This window comes from Nonomuraea sp. B12E4 (assembly GCF_039871825.1).
GTDB lineage: Bacteria > Actinomycetota > Actinomycetes > Streptosporangiales > Streptosporangiaceae > Nonomuraea.
The window spans coordinates 219,092-234,935 of sequence record NZ_JBDPME010000003.1 but is presented as its reverse complement, the minus strand read 5'-3'; the positions used below and the strand labels follow the sequence as shown (position 1 = coordinate 234,935).

Sequence of the window (15,844 nt, the reverse complement as noted above, 5' to 3'; positions counted from 1 at the left end):
GCTGAATGTCGGCGGGGTGTGCCAAGGTAGAGGAGTGCGGCGCATCTATCCCGACATACAGGACAATCCAGGCATTCCGCAGGCGTACGCCTACCCGGAGGACAGGCCGTGGTTGCGGCTCAACATGGTCGCGAGCGCCGACGGCGCCGCCTGGCTGAAGGGGCGCTCCGGCGGCCTGTCGAGCACGGGTGACAAGCGGATATTCCAGGTCCTGCGCGGGCTGGCCGACGTGGTCGTCGCGGGCGCGGCGACGGTCCGCAAGGAGGGATACGGCCCGGTCAAGCCGCGCGAGTCGTGGGCCGAGATCCGCGCGGGCCGGCCCGAGGTGCCGCCCATCGCGATCATCACCCGCAGCCTCGCCTTCGACCTCGACGACGAGCTGTTCACCGACGCCACCAGCAGGACGATCGTGATCACCTGCGCGTGCGCGCCGCACGAGCGGCTCAAGGAGGCGGCCAAGCGCAGTGACCTCATCGTGGCCGGCGAGGAGGGCGTCGACATGCGGCAGGCCGTGGCCGAGCTGCACGACCGGGGGCTGACCAGGATCCTGTGCGAGGGCGGGCCCCGGGTCAACGCCCAGCTCTCGGCCGCCGGTCTGGTCGACGAGTTGTGCCTGTCGACCAGCCCGATGCTGGTCGGCGGCGGCGCGGCGCGCATCATCAACGGCGAGCCCGCACAGGTCAGCTTGAATCTCAGGCAGGTGCTGGAGGAGGACGGGGTCCTCTTCTGCAGATATACGAGGGAGCAGAGCCCATGACCACCGAGCCCGCCGACGGGCCCGTCGAAGAGCCGGTTCCGAACCTTCCGGTGCGTCCGCCGGTGCCGCCGATGCTGGCCAAGCCGGTCAAGAAGATGCCCAAGCAGGACGGCACGCTGTTCTATGAGCCGAAATGGGATGGGTTCCGCTGCATCGTGTTCCGCGACGGCGACGAGGTCTATCTGGGCAGCCGTAACGAGCGGCCGTTCACACGCTACTTTCCCGAGCTGGTCGAGGCGGTCCGGGCGGAGTTGCCGGAGAAGTGCGTCGTGGACGGTGAGATCGTGCTGCCGATGGGGTCGCAGCTCGACTTCGACGCGTTGCAGCAGCGCATCCACCCGGCCGCGTCCCGGGTCAAGATGCTGTCGGAGCGCACGCCGGCCCAGTTCTTCGCGTTCGATCTGCTGGCGCTGGGTGACGAGTCGTTCATGGAGGTGCCGTTCTCGGAGCGGCGGGCGCGGCTGGAGGGGATCTTCCCGGAGCGGGGCGGGTCCATCCGGCTGACTCCGGTGACGACCGACGAGGATCAGGCGGGTGAGTGGTTCGAGACGTTCGAGGGGGCGGGGCTCGACGGCATCATCGTCAAGCCCGGCGACCAGCCGTACATCCCGGACAAGCGCACGATGTTCAAGGTCAAGCACGAGCGGACCGCCGACGTCGTGGTGTGCGGCTACCGTGAGCACAAATCCGGGCCGATCGTGGGCTCGCTGCTGCTCGGCCTCTACGGCGCCGACGGGCGGCTGCACCACGTGGGGGTGGCCGCCTCCTTCCCGATGGCGCGCCGGGCCGAGCTGGTCGAGGAGATCAAGCCGTACCTCACCGAGCTGGGCGAGCACCCCTGGGGCCACTGGGCCGAGCAGGCGGCGGCCAACCTCGGGCAGCCGGCCGCCGGGCCGGCGACGGGCGGGCAGCGCGTGCCGGGGGCGATATCACGCTGGAGTGCCAAGAAGGACCTGTCGTTCATTCCGCTCAGGCCGGAGTTGGTGATCGAGGTGGCCTATGACCAGATGGAAGGCGACCGGTTCCGGCACACCGCACAATGGCGGCGGTGGCGGCCGGATCGCACGCCGGAATCATGCACCTATGAGCAGCTCGAACGTCCGGTCAGTTACAACCTCGACGATATCCTTGCCCGCTAGCAAAAGTCCCGCAATATTCTCGGAATATGAGTACAGGAGATGAGCTGCGCGCAGCTCTGTCCGCCCGCCGCGACCTCGGCCCGGAGTTCGAGGACGCCGTCGTGGAGTCATTTCTCGAGAAGATGGGCCAGGAGGTCGACCGGAGGGTGGACGAACGTCTGGCCCAATCAGGCCCAGCGGCCAAGCAGGTTGCCCGTCAGCAGACCACGGCTGACGGGCAACGGCTGGCCCTGGCGATCGTCTCGGTCGCCCTGGGCACCGTCTCCACCATCCTGCTCACGCTGGTCGGTGACGGTAAGGAATACGCGCTGATCCCGGTGTGGGTCGGCATCATCATCGTGAACGTGATCTTCAACACCCGCAAGAACTGACCCTCCAAGCGCCACAACTGCGAGCGCCACCCCTTCCAGCGCCGCACCCCAGGGCCGCACCCCTGATGGCACGACTTTGCGCGCCCCGGCTTCGGACGCCGCGATCCTTGGCGCGGTAACGCGACCACACCTTGGGCGCCGCTGTCTTGGGCGCCGGGTCAGGTGAGCCAGATGAGGGCGGCGAAGCGGCCGCCGGGCTGCTCGCGGCGGTGGGAGTAGAGCTCTGAGGACTCCATCGTGCAGCGGGCGTCGTGGCGTACGTCGACCAGGCCCACCGCACGGAGCTGGGCCTCGATGCCGGCGCGCAGGTCGAGGGCCGGTGTCTCCCAGGAGGTCGTGGACCACGTCTCGGGCACCTTGGCGGCGACCTGCTCGCGCATACCGGCGGGCACCTCGTAGCAGCGGCCGCAGACGCCGGGACCGACCATCGCGACCATCCGCTCCGGTGTCGCGCCCTTTGCGGCCATGGCCGCCACCAGCGCGGTCGTGATGCCCGCCGCGGTGCCGGGGCGGCCGGAGTGTGCGGCGCCCACCATGCGGGCCACCGGATCGGCCACCAGGACGGCGGGGCAGTCGGCGCCGAGCGAGGCGAGCGCCAGGCCCGGCTCGGTGGTGAACACCCCGTCGAGGCGCGGCGGGTCGTCGCCGAACGGCTCGCTCACGTAGGCCACCTCGGCGCTGTGAACCTGGCGCATGAACACCACGGCCCGCACGCCCAGCTCGGCGGCCACTCCCGCGCGGTTGGCCCGTACGGCCTCGGGGTCGTCGCCGACCAGGCCGCCGAGGTTGCGTGAGGTGTACGGTCCCGTGCTGACCCCTCCGTGTCGGTCGGTGACGGCGACATGCACTCCAGAGGTCAGCTCCATGGCTCGATCTTAGGGCCCCGCCCGAAGTCACCGGCCCTGCCAGTCCACCTTCTCCTTGGCCAGGAAGGCGGGGACGGCGGCGTGGAAGTCGTCGCTGCCGAAGACCGTGGCCACGATGTCGTCGCCGTCCGGCAGGTTCGCCACCCGCAGCCGCCGGACGGCCTCCTTGGCCGCCCACATCGACAGCGGCGCGTGTCCCAGCAGCCGATCCTCCAGCTCCGCCAGGCGCTCGGGCAACTCCTCCGGCGTGCGGAGCTCGGCCACGAAACCGGCGGCGTGGGCCTCCTCGGCGGTGTAGAGGCGGGCCCTGAGCAGCATGTCCAGGGTGCGGGCCGGGCCGAGGTGGTGGACGAGCAGGGAGTAGGTGTTCATGGACAGGCAGTTGCCGAGGGTGCGGGCGATCGGCACGCCGAACGTGGCCGCGGGCACGGCGATCCGCAGGTCGCAGGCCGCGGCGACGATCAGGCCCGCGCCCACGCAGTGGCCCTCGACGACGGCCACCGTGGGAACCTTGACGCGTTCGAGGCGGTCGATGACGCGCTGGACCCCGCGCTCGTACGCGACGCCGTCCGAGCCGTCGTTGAAGGCGGCGAACTGGGCGATGTCGGTGCCGGCCACGAACGCCCGTCCGCCCGCCCCGGACAGCACCAGCAGCTTGATCGCGGGGTCGTTGTCGGCCCGCTCACAAGCCTGCTCCAGGCCGTCCCACATGTCCCAGGTCAGTGCGTTGTGCCGGTCCGGCCGGTTGAACACCACCCGCAGCACGGGCCCGTCGGCGGTGACCACAAGCTCGCTCACACCATCTCCTCCTCGTCCCGAACCTCTCCGTCATGAAATATCCGATCAAATCGGATACGAACCCCACCACCGACCCACCCCCACCCAGATTGCGGTACCGCGCCCCGGCGGGGGTGGGGTGGGGCGGCATCGCGTCCACGCGGATCGCGGGGCCCCGCCCCCGGCGCGAGATGCCCGGCGGGCTTGGCGTCTCCGAGGGCTATCCGACGGCTATCCGAGGGCTAAGCGTGGAGCCGGTGGATCGGGAGTGGGCCGCCGGCCCAGCGGTCGAGCGCCTCCTCGTCGGCGAAGGCCAGCACGCGCATCATGTTGCCGCCGTCGCTCAGCTCCACGTTGCGGCGCAGCCGGTCCCGCAGGGCGGGGGTCAGGTTGGTGGTGCCGGCCTCGATCGTGTCGCCGTAGTGGGGCGCGAAGGCGACGCCCGCGAAGCCGGTACGCCGGAGCAGCGTGCGTACGGTCTCGGAGGAGTAGAACATCAGGTGGTTCCTGGTGAAGCCGCTCCACGCCGACCCGTACGCCTTGAGCAGCAACGACCGGGCGTTCACGGTCAGGATGAGCAGCACCCCGCCGGGCGCCAGCAGGCTCCTGAACTCGCGGAAGTCCTCCAGCGGCCTGGGCAGGTGCGCGAGCACCGACCAGAGCGTGATCACATCGAACCCGCCGGCGGCGATCTCCGGCACGTCCCGCGGAGTGCCGAAGTAGGTACGGGCGGTGACCAGCCGCGCGTTCGCCTGGGCCACGGACTCCGGCGACAGGTCCACCCCGTAGCCCTCGAACCCGCGCTGCTCGGCCAGTTCCAGGAACAGCCCGACGCCGGAGCCGAAGTCGAGCAGCCGGCGCTCCTTGCCCTCCTCGAACACCGGCGAGAACGCCTCCATGGTCAGGCTGTAACGGCGTTGCCGGTTGGCGGCGTACTTGCCGGTCAGGAAGGTGCTGTAGCCGCTGGCGTACAGGTCGCCGAGGCGTTCGGGGCGGATGTTGGGGTTGCGGTAGAGGAAGCCGCAGGAGGGGCAGCGGACGACGTGATAGCGCCACCCCGTGTCACCGCGCGGCTCGAACAGCGGCTGCTGGCGCGACTCCCCGCACATCATGCAGCTCAGGAACTCCTCGATCTCGCCGGGATGCCTGAGCCGCTCGTACTCCTCGCGCGACATGACCGGGGATCGCCTGATGAGCAGCCGCCACCGCGCCTCGCGGATCAGGCGTTCTCCCGGCCGTACATAGACTCGCTGGCCCCAGGGGACGTGGTTGTAGCGGGAGCCGTACGCCAGACGGCCGAGCAGTTCGTGTGCCATGGCCACCACCCTGCGAGGCGTCTCTCCCGAGCCACAGCGGACAATCCGCACACGTTCATGCGCTTTGCGCGATCTTGAGTCCCGGTTGGTTCACCGCCTGGTGGGAGACCAGCCGGGGCCGCCCGGCGCCGAGCCGTGCAGGACCACGCCCGGGCCCGCGCTTCGTGCGCGATCCGCGCAGCGGCACCGTCCGGGTGAACACCTTCCGCCGGGCCTGCCGTTCGGGGGCGGTCAAGGACGACGGCGCCCAAGGTCGCCTTGCCCAAGCTGGTCGACTCGCCGAAGGGGGTGCCGGCTCGGACGCTGCGCGAGGAGTTCGGCACCCACGTCCGCCCGTATCTGTGTCGTGATCATTTCTGGTCCGGCTCGGCCTTCGCCGGGTCGGTGGGCGGGGCCCACCGACCGTGGTCGAGCAGTAGATCGAGCAGCAGAACCGGCCGGTCTGATCGGAAGAACAGATAGATTGACCCCTCATGAGCGAGGGGATCAAGGACCACCCTGGGCTGTCCGATGCAGCCGCCCAGTCCCGGGCGTCGGTGCTGCGCAGCCGCGCCGAGTCGTACATCGCCCTGTCGAGGCACGAGGCGGCCATCGCGGACCTGACCGAGTCGATCGCGCTGGTGCCCGACCACGCCCGCTCCTGGCGGTTACGCGGCGAGAGTCACCGCGTCATCGAGCGGTACGAGGCCGCGCTGGCGGACTTCGACGAGGCACTGAGACTGGAGCCGGACAGCGCGTACGCCCTCGGCTCGCGGGGCCAGACCTACGCCGCCATGAGCCGCCTGGAGGAGGCCATGGACGACTTCGAGCACGCCCTGACCCTCGCCCCCGATTCCCTGTGGATCCTGGAGGCCAAGGCGGAGCTCCTGGTGGACCTGGACCGCCTGGACGAGGCGCTGCACGAGTACGCCAAGATCATCGCGCAGAACGAGGAGCTGGCCTACTCCTGGGTCGCCCGCGGCGACCTGTACCAGCGCATGCACCAGTACGAGGAGGCGATCGCCGACTACACGAAGGCCCTGGCGGCAGACCCCGAGTACGTACGGGCGCTCAGCAGGAGAGGCGAGGCCCTGCGCATGACCGACCGCTATGAGGAGGCCCTGGCGGACCTGAACCGGGCGCTGGAGCTGGACCCGGAGAACGACCGCGCATTCGGCAGCCGGGGCGCGGTGCTGAGCGAGCTGGGCGACAATGAGGCGGCGTTGCGCGATTTGAACCGGGCGATCGACCTGGATCCCGAATATATCTGGGCATATCGCGTACGCGGCGAAATCCAGCAGGAGCTGGAGCGCCACGAGGAAGCCGTCGCCGACTTCACCCAGGCGCTGCACCTCGAATTCGGCGACTGAAAGCACGGGTCTACGCCGCTGAACACGGCGTCCACGTTTCCCTGTTTCTGGTCAAACTTACCTATAAACCAGCAGAACATTAGACAAATAAGCATGAAAGGGATGCTGGGGCGAGCAGAGTTGTACAGAACGGGACGGGGAGGAAGAAGCAGGCTATGGACGTTGCCGAGCGCGAGGACCCCACTGCTCTGGATCGGGCCCGCAAACGTTTCTGCGCCGGCGAACCGGTCGAGAGCGGCGTGCGGCCGTGGGTGCTGACGTCATGGGAGCGCAGCCGGCGGATGGGCGTCGTCCCGCACGCCGCGCCCACCGTGTACGACCCGGACGTGGACCTGCACGGCAGGCTCGCGCAGGCGGCCGCGCCCGTGCTCGACGAGCTCGAATCCCGGGTCTCCGGCATCAAGGTGGCCCTGGTCCTCGCAGACGGGCAGGCGCGGGTGCTGCAGCGCCGGGTCGGCGAGCCGGCGCTCCTCCGGTGGCTCGACCACAACCAGGTGCTGCCCGGCTTCGGGTTCCCCGAGCAGGCCATCGGTACGAACGGCATCGGCACCGCGCTGGCCGAGCGGCGGCCCGTCCTCATCTGGGGCCGGGAACACTACGCGAACTCCTTGGGCGATCTGGTGTGCGCGGCCTCGCCCATCCGCGACCCGATCAGCGGTCACGTCGAGGGTGTGCTGAACCTGGCGTGCCTGGACAGGTTCGCCGACCCGGCGATGCTCGGCCTCGTCGTGGACACGACCGACCTCATCGGGGAACGCCTGCTCGAACAGATCTCACAGCGGGAGCAGGTGCTGCTGCGCGCGTTCTTCGAGGCCCGGCACCGGTGCGGCGGAGTGGAGCCCGCCACCGGCCGGCCGATCGACCAGGCCGGTCCGCTCGCCCCGCACGACCGTTTCCGCCTGCTGGAGAGGGCCACGGAGCTGATCTCGGCCGGTCACGCGGGTGTGACGGTGGTGCTGTTGTCGGGGGGCCGTGCCGCCACGCTGGTCAGCCGCACGGTCGAGAACCCCGCCGGGGCGCGCGGCATCGCCGTGGAGGCCGTCCTGACCGACGGCTCGTCCTGGTACGTGGCCTCCGGCTCCCGGGGAGACCACGGTGACGGACCAGCGGCACGCCGGCCACCACTCACCCATACGCCCACCGACGGACACCCCACCCTCTCCGCCGAACCCTTCACCACCCCCACAACCGTCGACGACATCACCTCCCATGCGCCGACACTCATCGACGGCACTGCCGCCACTGCGCCCACACCTGCCGAGAGCGCCACTCCCACCACCACCGGACCCGCGCCCGCTGAAGACACCACTCTCGCTGATCCCGTCTCCACCGAGACCATCAGCGCTCCCGTGGAGCCCGCCGCCGCTCAGCCGGTGTCCGCTGTTCCTCCCCCGGGCGTTCCGGCCTCGCGTGTCCCTCCCTCACCTGAGGCGGGCTCACCCGGGCTGGGCTCCCCCGGGCACACCTCCTCTGGGGTGACCTCCGCGCAGCCGGGCTCACCTGGGACGGGCTCGCCTCTGCCGGGCGTCCCCCTTTCGGGTGCCCCGGTTTCCGCCGCCGCGACCGACCGGTGGTTGCTGGCCGTGGGTGAGCCGGGTGTGGGACGGCTCGCCGTGCAGGCGCGTGAACGGCTCAGCCTGATCTGGGAGGCCGGCGCCCGCGTCGGCACCAGCCTGGAGGTCACCAGGACCGCTCAGGAGCTGACCGAGGTCGCCGTCCCCCGCTTCGCCGACTTCGCGGCCGTCGACCTGCCGGACCCCGTGCTGTGTGGCGATGAGCCGGGCGTGCTCGACGCCGGCCTGCGCCGGATCGCCCTGGCCACCACCCTGCGGAACTTCGACCTGGCCGACGTCGGCGCGCTCATCCACCCGCCCCCGGCCACGCCGCAGGGCCGCTGCCTGGCCGGCGGGGAGTCAGTGCTCGAACCCGAGCTGGACATGTCGCTCTGGTGGATGGCGCAGGATCCGGAACGCGGCCAGAGAGTGCGCGAGCAGGGCATCCACTCGCTCATCGTGGTGCCGCTGCGGGCCAGGGACGTCACGCTCGGAGTGGTGAGCTTCTACCGCTCCCGGCGCATGAGCGCCTTCGAGGAGGACGACCTGGCCCTGGCCGAGGAGCTGGTCGGCCGCGCGGCGGTGTGCGTGGACAACGCCCGCCGCTACACACATGAGCACACGATGTCGGCGCAGCTCGAACGTGCCGCCGAATCGCTGAAACAGTCGCTCGACCGCCAGCGGCGGTTCACCACCGATGCCTCCCACGAGCTGCGTACCCCGCTGGCGGGGCTGCGGGCCCAGTTGGAGGAGGCGCAGCTCCACCCCGGCGAGACCGATCTCTCCGACCTGCTGGAACACGCGCTCGGCGACGTGGACCGGCTCCAGGCCATCATCACCGACCTCCTGCTGATGGCCCAGCTCGAAGCCATCCCGGCCAGCGCCTTCGAGCGCGTCGACCTGGCCGAGATCGTCAAGGCCGAAGCGGCCTGCCGGGCCGGCGACCGCTGCCCGGCGCGGCTCGATCTCGAGTCCGGCGTGATCGTCGACGCCGTTCCCACGCAGATCCGCCGGGTGCTGGGCAACCTGCTCGACAACGCGCGCCGGCACGCGGCCCACAGCGTCGTGGCAGGGGTGAGCCGCACCGGCGACCTGGCCGAGCTGACCGTCACCGACGACGGGCCGGGGATCCCGGAGGCCGAGCGCGAGCACGTCTTCCAGCGCTTCGCCCGGCTGGACACCGCGCGCAGCCGTGGCCACGGCGGTGCGGGCCTCGGGCTGGCGATCGCCCGGGACATCGCCCACGCCCACCGTGGCACCCTGCACGTCGAGGAGGCGTGCCCGCACGGAGCCCGCTTCGTCTTCCACCTCCCGCTCGCCACCGAGCCACCGGCGCCCGAACCGGCCCAAAGCAACCCGAAGCGCCCCCAGCGCTCCCGCCGTTCGCGCCGAACCTGACGGCCGACCCACCTGGACGGCCGGGGCCCGGCGGGGCGGGAGAGCCCATCGGGGCCGACGGGCTCAGAGGGCCGGCCTCAGAGGGTCAGCATGGCGTTGACCGGTAGCCGGGTGTCGGACAGCGGGCGGACGGCGACGCGGAGCAGCGCCAGCGCGTTGTCGTCGCCCGCGATGCGGTTGGCGCTGAGCCCGCCGCACGACTGGCAGTGATGGATGATCAGCCACTCCCCGTCCCGCCGCACGGTGACGCTCAGCGCCGCCATGCGGCCCCGGCAGGCCGCCCGCCTGTCCCCCGGAATCCGGTGGTCGACGTGCAGGCTCGTCAGGCAGTGCGGGCAGTGGTTGCGGTGCGCGGTGCCCGGCGCGCTCATGGGCACGTCCAGCCGGCACCCGACGCAGCGGAACGCCTCGCCGGACTCCTGGTGGTGTGCCCTCTTGCGCCGTTGCGGCCGTTCCCGGCCCGGGTTCCTCCTCGGCATGTCACAGACCGCCGAACGCCTCGAGCGGGAACGGCGGCTGCGCGAGCGGGCGCACCGCCATGCGCATGAGGATGAGCTGGTTGTCGTCCCCGCGGATGGGGTTGGACGTCAGCTCGCCGCACCGGGTGCACCGGTGGATGATCATCCAGTCGCCGGTGCGCAGGACCGCGATCGCGATCGGGATCATGCGCGCCCGGCACTCCGACGGGCCGCCCTCCACACCGTCGAGCACGTGCTGCGAGTGCAGGCAGCTCGGGCAGTGGTTGCGGCGGGTGCCGTCAGGTGCGGTCGCCGTGACGGTCAGGCCGCAGCGTACGCACTGGAAGGTCTGCGTGTTCACGATGAAACGCGATTTGTCGTTGGTGGACAACCTGGTAACTCCTTGCCGGAATGATTCATCAAAGGCAGCAAGGGAGCCGAGCGAGCCTCGCGGCATACGCGGGCATGCCGGTACGGCAGGCGGTCCAGCCGATCGAAGGGTGATGCTTCAGAGGCAGGATTCGCCCACGGCACGGCGAGGCGCACTTGGCGCGGTGCCAGGCATAAATCCACTCCCTCCGGCGGGGCGATGCCCCGACTTGTTCGGACATGGATGAGGCTATCGGCGCAGGGCGATCGGCGGCCAATGGTTTTTGCGCGCTCGGCGTGCCCCGGGACCCGTGGTCAGCTCCGGGGGTGGTACGGCGCCGCCAGGTGCGCGTACACGATCGTGTTGTCGCGGTAGCTGTGCGCCGCCTGGTCGAACGCCCCGCCGCAGGTCACCAGCCGCAGCCCCGGATAGGGGAGCTTGGCGTAGACCTTCTTGGCGGGGAAGCTCCGCTTCGGCGTGTGCTCGACCGAGTCGACCACGAAGACGGCCACGGAGCGGTCGGCGCGCAGCACCTGTACCTGGTCGCCGCGCTTGACGTTCCTGAGCCGGGCGAAGACTGCGGGGCCCGACCTGGTGTCGAGGTGGCCGGTGATCACAGCGGCGCCGCGCCGGCCGGGGACGGGGCCGTAGCGGTACCAGCCGGCCAGGTTCGGGTGGTCGAGGGGCGGGTTCTGGATGGCGCCCTCGGCGTCCAGGCCGAGCTCCGTCAGCGGGGCCTGGACACCGATGGAGGGGATGTAGACGGCCGTGGGGCGGGCGGCCCGCATGGGCGCGGCCACCTTGCCCGGCGGCACGCCGGTGAACAGGGACGGGACCGGCTCGCGGGACGTGGCCGCGACGGTGTCCGGCTCGGGCGCGCCGCCCAGGATGCCGCCGAGCCCGAGCGCGATCAGCAGCATCCCCGCCAGCGACACCACCCCGGCGCCGGCCAGGATCGCCTTCTGTCCCCCCACGGCGAACCTACGCGGCGTTCTCGCGCCGTACCGCGTACCCGGTCAGCCCGGCCCCGGCCAGCAGCGCCACGCCGCCCAGGGCGAACGGCCACGCCGGGCCGTCGTCCGGCGCCAGCCCGCCGCCCCCGGTCTCCGGATGTCCCCTGGGCACCCTGTGCTCGTCCTCGCCGGCGGGCCGCCACGGGCGCAGGTAGTCCGCCTTCCCCGGCCGGGATTCCTCCGGTTCGTGCTCCACCGGGGGCGGCTCCGTCCAGGAATCATCGGGTTCGTGGTGGTCCGGGCGGGGCTCCTCGGGCGGGTCGTCGCACAGCAGCGGCAGTCGCAGCGGAAGCAGGCAGTCGGGCAGCACGTCAGGCACCACGTCAGGCAGCTTGGGACCGGACTGCGCGGAGGCCGTACCCGCCGCGAGGCTCATGCCCGCGATCACGAAGGCGGTCACCGCTCCGGCCGCCGCGAATCGGCGCGCTCTTGCCAGTCGGGCTCTTGCCATGAGAAGGCTCCAGACTCGGTTGTCGCCCCCCGATGCAGAAACGAGCCTTGCGAACTATTAGACCGTGAGTCAAGTTATGTGACCGAAGTGAAACCAGCCAGATACGGAGGGTTTGCCCAAGGGGACAATGCGGCATTAATCCCAATAAAAGGGGATAAATGCCATGAGTAATCCACAACAGCCTGAAATTCGCAGATCTGGCCGGTCGCCCGCCGAATCCAAGTCCGCCCAGGCCGTACGGGAGACGAAGAGCGGATCCAGGCGCGCGGGCCACCCGCACGGCACCGACAAGGGCCGCAAGGGCGGCGGCCAGGGCGGCGGCGTGCCTCCCGCGCAGCGCCCCCCGCACCCGGGGTGAACCGAGGTGAGGGGCAGCCTGCGGTTCATCGGCAACGCCACCGTGCTCATCCGCTACAACGGCTTCACCCTGCTGACGGATCCGAACTTCCTGCACCGGGGCCAGCGCGCCCACCTCGGCTGCGGCCTGTTCTCGCGCCGCCTCACCGACCCGGCCGTGCCGATCTCCGCTCTGCCGCCGCTCGACGCGGTCGTGCTGTCCCACCTGCACGGCGACCACTGGGACCGGGTCACCCACCGCGAGCTCGACCGGGCGACGCCGGTCATCACCACCGGCACGGCGGCCGGCCGCCTGCGCCGGCGCGGCTTCCGCCACAGCGTGGGGCTGGCGGAGTGGCAGCACCACGAGCTGCGCGGCCCGCAGGGCGGCGTCCGGATCACCGCCCTGCCCGCCAGGCACGCGGCAGGCCCGGCCGAGGCTCTGCTGCCGCAGGTGATCGGCATGATGCTGGAGTTCACCGACCGGCGGGAACGGGTGGAGCTGCGCGTCCACATCAGCGGCGACACCCTGCTCGACCACCGCCTGACCGCGATCCCGCGCCGTTTCCCCGACATCCACCTGGCCATCGCGCACCTGGGCGGCACCAGGCTGTTCGGCACGCTGCTCGTCACCATGGACGGCGAGCAGGGCGCCTCGTGGGTGGCGCTGATCAACCCGCACACGGTCGTGCCGGTGCACTACGCCGAATACACCGCCTCCACCTCGCCGCTGGACGACTTCCGCCACCACGTCGAGCAGGCCGGGCTCGCCGACCGGGTCGTCTACCTGCGCCGGGGCGAAACCCGCGAACTCGCCCCGCACCACCTCGTACGCCGCTGACCGCCCCGGCGCGAGGTCACTCGGACGGCGTTTTCCTGGCCCGGCTCGGCTGGACCCGCATCGGCTCGCCGGGCATCTTCGGATAACTGGGCGGGTACGGCATGTCGCCCCGGCCGTCCTTGGCGTAGAGCTCCAGCAGCGGCTCGATCGAGTAGGCCCGGTCGTCGATGGCCGCGTGCACGTCGCCGACCTCGGCGAAGCGGGCGGGCACCGTGCGGATGTCGAAGTCGCGCGGGTCGGCGTCTTCGAGCTCGTCCCAGGTGAGCGGGGTCGAGACGGGCGCGTGCGGCTGGGCCCTGATGGAGTATGCGCTCACCACCGTCCGGTCCCTGGCGTTCTGGTTGAAGTCGATGAACACCCGGTCCCCGCGCTCCTCCTTCCACCACGCCGTGGTCACCAGGCTCGGATCGCGCTCCTCGACGGCCCTGGCCAGGGCGATGCCGGCGTGGCGCACCTGGATGAAGTCCCAGCGCGGCTCGACGCGCACGGAGACGTGCGCGCCGCGGTTGCCCGAGGTCTTGACGAACCCGGCCATGCCCAGGTCCTCCAGCACCTCCCTGGTGAGGAAGGCGGCGCGCCGGGCGGCGTCGAAGGGCAGGCCCGGCTGCGGATCGAGGTCGATGCGCAGCTCGTCGGGGTGCTCGACGTCGGCGGCCCGCACCGGCCAGGGGTGGAAGTCGATGGTGCCGAGGTTGGCGCAGTAGGCGATGGCGGCCACCTCGGTGACGCGCAGGCTCTGCGCCGTGCGGCCGCTGGGGAAGGTCACGGTCACCGACTGGAGCCAGTCGGGATGCCGGGGCGGCATGCGCTTCTGGTAGATGGCCTCCGTCTGCACGCCGTCGGGGTGCCGCTTGATGTTGGTGGGCCGGTCCTTGAGCGCGCGCAGCGCCCCCTCGCCGACGCTCACGTAGTATTCGACGAGCTCCCGCTTGGTGGCGCCGATCCCCGGAAAATACACCTTGTCCGGGTTGGTGACCTTGACGGTCCTCTCGCCCACCACCAGCTCTATGTACGGCGATGCCATGTCACCGAACCTACCTTCCCCGTCAAGCGAGGTGGGCCCGCCCCGGAGCCGCCTCGGTGGCGGGACCGAGGGCTCGACGGGGCGGGCCTGCAGATCATTCGCTGCCGTTCCGGGCGCTGGCGCGCCACCCGGCCGGCCATGGCGATCCCCCAGCGGCTCCAGCACGGGCGTGGGCTGTGCCGCTCGGTGGGATCTGCGAATGATCTCACCCCTGGCAGGGAGCGATGACACCCCCTTGCCTACAAAGACGCAAATTCGCCCCATGAAGGATGCTTCACCCTGCGGAGATCTCTTTTTGCCGGATCTCGTACTCTGGACGCATGGAGAAGGTGGTCAAGAGCGACGCCGAGTGGCGGGCCGAGCTTTCGCCGGAGGAGTTCAGCGTCCTCCGGGAAGCCGGGACAGAGCGTCCCTTCACGGGCGAATACGTCGACACCAAGACCGAGGGCGTCTACTCGTGCCGCGCCTGCGGCGCCGAGTTGTTCCGGTCGAACACGAAGTTCGAGTCGCACTGCGGGTGGCCGAGCTTCTTCGAGCCGTCCGAGTCGGACGCGGTGACGCTGATCGAGGACCGCAGCCACGGGATGGTGCGTACCGAGGTGCGCTGCGCCCGGTGCGACTCCCACCTGGGACATGTGTTCCACGGAGAGGGTTACCCGACTCCGACAGATGATCGTTACTGCATCAATTCGATTTCGCTGCGACTCCACCCCATCGTGTGATCGAATAGCGACAGTGCGTACCGATCGTCGGCCCCGGGTAGGAGTGCTCGCGTGGGCTTTGTCCATCTTCGCCACCGGTGGGTGACGATCGAGACCATTGGCCGGGTCGTGACTCAACGGTGCGAGGTGTGCTCGAAGACCCGCGTACGGGTCCGGTAGCCCCTCGCCCGTCACGAAGCCGGCCTCGCCCTGCGCCGTTCCCGCGTCTCCACCCGCGGGCCCGGCACTGCTCCGGGTCCAGGCTGCCCGGTGCCTCGGTCCGGTGCTCTCGGTCCGGTGCTCTCAGTCCGGTGGCGGGTGGGTGACGCGGCAGTCGTGGTCGTCGGGGCCCAGCACGTTCGCCAGCACGGGATTGCCGTTCCCGCCGAACTCCGAGTGCACGAACACCACCGGATCAGCCACCCCGGCGGCCCGCAGGTATTCCAGGCCGCGCTTGCACAGCGTGATGGCGTGCCGGGAATTGTCCGCTGTTTCCGGTAAGTCCGTATATATGCGCAGATATCCGCCGACTGTGCGGATCTCCTTGAGGCGTTTCATCGCTTTGTCGCCCGCACCCCAGTGCGTGCGGAAGTATTCGGCCGCCCGCCGGTCGGTGTGCCGCGATGGGCCGTCGGCCTTGAATCCCGCCGAGTCGTTCGGGGGCCGCTCTCCCGACGCGATGATCCCCTCCACCAGGCCGGGCTCCACCTGACCGGCCTCCACCCGGCCGGGTTCCACCGTGCCGGGAGTGGCGGTCGGCGCGGGCTGCGGGGTCTTCCGTATTTCGCGTTCGCGGGGCTGAGCCTCCGCGCCCGGCCGCGGGCCGGTTCCCGCCTTGCCGGACGGCGCCGGCACGCGGTCCACCCCTTCGCTCCGGGCCGCCCCGCCGGCGGCCCCCGCGGCCTCCGGGCGGTGCGAGACGGCGGGCCCTGCCACGGCCGGCGCCCCGCCGGGCGCCGCCGCGAAACCTCCGTTGCCGCCGACCAGCCCGGCTCCCCCGCCCGCCACCGCCAGCGCCAGCACACCGACCGTCAACCGGCTCCGCCCGGCACGCCGCCGCGCATGCCGCGACCGCCCCGCAGCACGCCCTCCGGCCGCGTGCCGCCCTTCGGCGACCCGCGCCT

Annotated in this window: 17 protein-coding genes; 8 read left to right on the top strand and 9 right to left on the bottom strand. The window is 70.9% G+C overall.

Annotation, left to right across the window (positions count from 1 at the left end; all coding sequences use genetic code 11):
- The first annotated feature begins 34 nt into the window (after nucleotides 1-34).
- Genes ABGB18_RS09845 through ABGB18_RS09835 form a run of 3 tightly spaced genes read left to right on the top strand, consistent with a single transcriptional unit; the run spans nucleotide 35 to nucleotide 2,267 of the window.
- Nucleotides 35-757 carry a pyrimidine reductase family protein gene (locus ABGB18_RS09845; RefSeq protein WP_347695093.1) on the top strand — a complete coding sequence of 241 codons (723 nt, stop codon included), beginning with the start codon at nucleotides 35-37 and terminating at the stop codon, nucleotides 755-757.
- Nucleotides 754-1,896 carry an ATP-dependent DNA ligase gene (locus ABGB18_RS09840; RefSeq protein WP_347695092.1) on the top strand — a complete coding sequence of 381 codons (1,143 nt, stop codon included), beginning with the start codon at nucleotides 754-756 and terminating at the stop codon, nucleotides 1,894-1,896. The genes ABGB18_RS09845 and ABGB18_RS09840 overlap by 4 nt, the downstream gene beginning before the upstream one ends.
- A 26-nt stretch (nucleotides 1,897-1,922) precedes the next feature.
- Entirely contained in the window at nucleotides 1,923-2,267 is a 345-nt protein-coding gene (locus ABGB18_RS09835; protein WP_347695091.1) for a hypothetical protein, read from the top strand.
- A 158-nt stretch (nucleotides 2,268-2,425) separates the two neighbouring features.
- Here ABGB18_RS09835 and pgeF read toward each other — a convergent pair whose 3' ends face one another.
- The 3 genes from pgeF to ABGB18_RS09820 form a co-directional block, all read right to left on the bottom strand.
- Entirely contained in the window at nucleotides 2,426-3,133 is a 708-nt protein-coding gene (pgeF, locus tag ABGB18_RS09830; protein WP_347695090.1) for a peptidoglycan editing factor PgeF, read from the bottom strand.
- Between the two features lie 27 nt (nucleotides 3,134-3,160).
- On the bottom strand, nucleotides 3,161-3,931 hold the full coding sequence (locus tag ABGB18_RS09825; RefSeq protein WP_347695089.1) for an enoyl-CoA hydratase/isomerase family protein: 771 nt from the start codon (nucleotides 3,929-3,931) through the stop codon (nucleotides 3,161-3,163).
- A gap of 221 nt (nucleotides 3,932-4,152) precedes the next feature.
- A complete protein-coding gene (locus ABGB18_RS09820; protein ID WP_347695088.1) occupies nucleotides 4,153-5,226 on the bottom strand; it encodes a class I SAM-dependent methyltransferase in 1,074 nt (357 codons plus the stop codon).
- 473 nt (nucleotides 5,227-5,699) lie between these two features.
- Here ABGB18_RS09820 and ABGB18_RS09815 point away from each other — a divergent pair, with 473 nt between their 5' ends.
- Together ABGB18_RS09815 and ABGB18_RS09810 are read left to right on the top strand one after the other, a co-directional pair.
- Nucleotides 5,700-6,575 carry a tetratricopeptide repeat protein gene (locus ABGB18_RS09815; protein ID WP_347695087.1) on the top strand — a complete coding sequence of 292 codons (876 nt, stop codon included), beginning with the start codon at nucleotides 5,700-5,702 and terminating at the stop codon, nucleotides 6,573-6,575.
- Between the two features lie 155 nt (nucleotides 6,576-6,730).
- A complete protein-coding gene (locus ABGB18_RS09810; RefSeq protein ID WP_347695086.1) occupies nucleotides 6,731-9,526 on the top strand; it encodes an ATP-binding protein in 2,796 nt (931 codons plus the stop codon).
- A gap of 77 nt (nucleotides 9,527-9,603) precedes the next feature.
- On the opposite strand, the gene ABGB18_RS09805 is transcribed toward ABGB18_RS09810, so the two are convergent.
- The 4 genes from ABGB18_RS09805 to ABGB18_RS09790 form a co-directional block, all read right to left on the bottom strand.
- The gene (locus tag ABGB18_RS09805) at nucleotides 9,604-10,005 is read right to left on the bottom strand and encodes an RNHCP domain-containing protein (RefSeq protein WP_347695085.1); all 402 of its coding nucleotides are present in this window, start codon (nucleotides 10,003-10,005) and stop codon (nucleotides 9,604-9,606) included.
- A 1-nt stretch (nucleotide 10,006) separates the two neighbouring features.
- Complete coding sequence (locus ABGB18_RS09800) at nucleotides 10,007-10,375, bottom strand: RNHCP domain-containing protein (RefSeq protein ID WP_347695084.1); 369 nt, start codon at nucleotides 10,373-10,375, stop codon at nucleotides 10,007-10,009.
- A gap of 293 nt (nucleotides 10,376-10,668) precedes the next feature.
- A complete protein-coding gene (locus ABGB18_RS09795; protein ID WP_347695083.1) occupies nucleotides 10,669-11,328 on the bottom strand; it encodes a class F sortase in 660 nt (219 codons plus the stop codon).
- Nucleotides 11,329-11,335: 7 nt separating this feature from the next.
- Entirely contained in the window at nucleotides 11,336-11,818 is a 483-nt protein-coding gene (locus ABGB18_RS09790; protein WP_347695082.1) for a hypothetical protein, read from the bottom strand.
- A 163-nt stretch (nucleotides 11,819-11,981) separates the two neighbouring features.
- Between ABGB18_RS09790 and ABGB18_RS09785 the strand changes: the two genes are divergently transcribed.
- Nucleotides 11,982-12,176, top strand: a complete 195-nt coding sequence (locus tag ABGB18_RS09785; RefSeq protein WP_347695081.1) for a hypothetical protein — start codon at nucleotides 11,982-11,984, stop codon at nucleotides 12,174-12,176.
- A 6-nt stretch (nucleotides 12,177-12,182) separates the two neighbouring features.
- Nucleotides 12,183-12,995 (top strand): MBL fold metallo-hydrolase, encoded by an 813-nt coding sequence (locus tag ABGB18_RS09780; RefSeq protein WP_347695080.1) that lies wholly within the window; start codon nucleotides 12,183-12,185, stop codon nucleotides 12,993-12,995.
- A 16-nt stretch (nucleotides 12,996-13,011) separates the two neighbouring features.
- On the opposite strand, the gene ligD is transcribed toward ABGB18_RS09780, so the two are convergent.
- Nucleotides 13,012-14,019: a non-homologous end-joining DNA ligase gene (gene ligD, locus ABGB18_RS09775; protein WP_347695079.1), complete on the bottom strand. Its 1,008-nt coding sequence runs from the start codon at nucleotides 14,017-14,019 to the stop codon at nucleotides 13,012-13,014.
- A gap of 320 nt (nucleotides 14,020-14,339) precedes the next feature.
- Here ligD and msrB point away from each other — a divergent pair, with 320 nt between their 5' ends.
- Nucleotides 14,340-14,741, top strand: a complete 402-nt coding sequence (gene msrB / locus ABGB18_RS09770; RefSeq protein ID WP_347695078.1) for a peptide-methionine (R)-S-oxide reductase MsrB — start codon at nucleotides 14,340-14,342, stop codon at nucleotides 14,739-14,741.
- Nucleotides 14,742-15,023: 282 nt separating this feature from the next.
- Here msrB and ABGB18_RS09765 read toward each other — a convergent pair whose 3' ends face one another.
- Nucleotides 15,024-15,755, bottom strand: coding sequence for a hypothetical protein (locus ABGB18_RS09765; RefSeq protein WP_347695077.1), 732 nt, complete (start codon nucleotides 15,753-15,755; stop codon nucleotides 15,024-15,026).
- Nucleotides 15,756-15,844: the final 89 nt, after the last annotated feature.

Bases quoted from the DNA above. Each gene is read 5' to 3' on its own strand.
- ABGB18_RS09810 (WP_347695086.1), top strand. From the start codon at position 6,731: ATGGACGTTGCCGAGCGCGAGGACCCCACTGCTCTGGATCGGGCCCGC.
- msrB (WP_347695078.1), top strand. From the start codon at position 14,340: ATGGAGAAGGTGGTCAAGAGCGACGCCGAGTGGCGGGCCGAGCTTTCG.
- pgeF (WP_347695090.1), bottom strand. From the start codon at position 3,133: ATGGAGCTGACCTCTGGAGTGCATGTCGCCGTCACCGACCGACACGGA.
- ABGB18_RS09815 (WP_347695087.1), top strand. From the start codon at position 5,700: ATGAGCGAGGGGATCAAGGACCACCCTGGGCTGTCCGATGCAGCCGCC.
- ABGB18_RS09805 (WP_347695085.1), bottom strand. From the start codon at position 10,005: ATGCCGAGGAGGAACCCGGGCCGGGAACGGCCGCAACGGCGCAAGAGG.
- ligD (WP_347695079.1), bottom strand. From the start codon at position 14,019: ATGGCATCGCCGTACATAGAGCTGGTGGTGGGCGAGAGGACCGTCAAG.
- ABGB18_RS09840 (WP_347695092.1), top strand. From the start codon at position 754: ATGACCACCGAGCCCGCCGACGGGCCCGTCGAAGAGCCGGTTCCGAAC.
- ABGB18_RS09835 (WP_347695091.1), top strand. From the start codon at position 1,923: ATGAGTACAGGAGATGAGCTGCGCGCAGCTCTGTCCGCCCGCCGCGAC.
- ABGB18_RS09785 (WP_347695081.1), top strand. From the start codon at position 11,982: ATGAGTAATCCACAACAGCCTGAAATTCGCAGATCTGGCCGGTCGCCC.
- ABGB18_RS09820 (WP_347695088.1), bottom strand. From the start codon at position 5,226: ATGGCACACGAACTGCTCGGCCGTCTGGCGTACGGCTCCCGCTACAAC.
- ABGB18_RS09790 (WP_347695082.1), bottom strand. From the start codon at position 11,818: ATGGCAAGAGCCCGACTGGCAAGAGCGCGCCGATTCGCGGCGGCCGGA.